The sequence below is a fragment of the Streptomyces sp. NPDC043870 genome (genome assembly GCF_056435785.1).
The window spans coordinates 1-1,411 of the sequence record NZ_JBWKDT010000146.1 but is presented as its reverse complement, the minus strand read 5'-3'; the positions used below and the strand labels follow the sequence as shown (position 1 = coordinate 1,411).

Annotated in this window: 1 protein-coding gene; it reads right to left on the bottom strand. The window is 67.8% G+C overall.

The window, feature by feature from the left end; translation table 11 throughout:
• Positions 1-70 precede the first annotated feature (70 nt).
• A complete protein-coding gene (locus tag AC0699_RS39755) occupies positions 71-1,300 on the bottom strand; it encodes an IS701 family transposase (RefSeq protein WP_478671609.1) in 1,230 nt (409 codons plus the stop codon).
• Between the last annotated feature and the right edge of the window lie 111 nt (positions 1,301-1,411).

The window sequence follows — 1,411 nt, the reverse complement described above, 5'->3', positions numbered from 1 at the left end:
GTGTGCCCGCGCCGCATGTAATGGCAGCGTCGGGCACGTGCTTGGTGGCGACGCCGCCATCGAGACCAGTTCACCGCGTGGTCGCGGCGTCCAGGATGGCGGCGGGGTTCAGCTGCCAGCAGACGACGGATCTCGGCTGGTGTGAGGTCCACGAGGTCGCGCGTGTCGGCCTCGACACCCCCTTTTCACGCTCCTGGACGGTCATCACCGCGAGGAATGCGTGGGCGAGCATGGCGAGCGTGATGTGCCGATACCAGCCCACGTAGCGCCGGACCTCGTACTGGTCCAGGCCGCACTCGTTCTTCGCGCTCTGGAAGCACTCCTCGATCTTCCAACGGCATCCAGCGACTCGGACCAAGTCGGCAACGGTGGCCTCCAGCGGAGCGCAAGCGAGGTAGTAGGCGATCTCCTCGGGCTTGTGGATGCTGCGGCGGGCGAGCATCCACCGCTGCCGGGTCGGCTCGTCGCCGTCGAACTCGAACACGGCGGGCAGGCGGGCGGCGGCCCAGTCGTAGTAGCGATCGCCTTTCGCTCCCTGCCCTGCCGACAAGCGCTGCCATGCCTCGGGCGGGGCCTGTTCGATGAGGAAGTCGATGCGCGGGCCGTGGACCTGCTGGGACTTGGGCACGGCGACGACATAGAAGAGGCCGCGGCCTTCCAGGAAGCGGCGGAAGTGGGAGTCCTGTCCGTAGGCGGAATCGGCGGTGACCCAGGCGATGGAGAGCTGGGAGGCCAAAGTGCGCTCGATCATGCCGCGGGCGAGGTCGCCCTTGGTGGCGAAGGTGCGCTCGTCGGGGATGCGGGCCGCTTGGCAGCGTTCCCGGTCATCCATCCAGGACTTGGGCAGGTAGAGCTCGCGATCCACAAGGGCGTGCCCGCGGCTGGTGGCGTAGGCGGCAAACACCCCGATCTGGCAGTTCTCCGTTCGCCCTGCGGTACCGGAGTACTGGCGCTGCACGCCTGCGGAGGTGGTTCCCTTCTTGATGAAGCCGGTGTCGTCCAGGATCAACACGCCGTCTGCCTGACCGAGTTGTTCGGCCACGTACGTCTGCAGGTCGTCGCGCAGGCCGTTGGCGTCCCACCGGCTGTGGGAGAGCAGGTGCTGCAGGCCGTGTGGGGTGGCGTGGCCGGCGTACTCGGCGATCTGCCAGCTGTTCTTGCGGCCGACCGGGCCGAGCAGTCCGCGGACGTAGTCCCGCATCCGCCGCCGGACCTCCACGCGGCAGAAGCGGGCTCCAGTCCGCAGGAAGAGTTCTTCGAGTTCCAGGTCCCAGGCATTCGTCGGTACGTCGTGGATCACGACAACGGACTGCTCGCGACGCTGCCATTACATGCGGCGCGGGCACACGTTGGTGGGACGGACGGCCCAAGACCGTCCCACCCATGCAAAACCCCCGCTACACTCCCCACC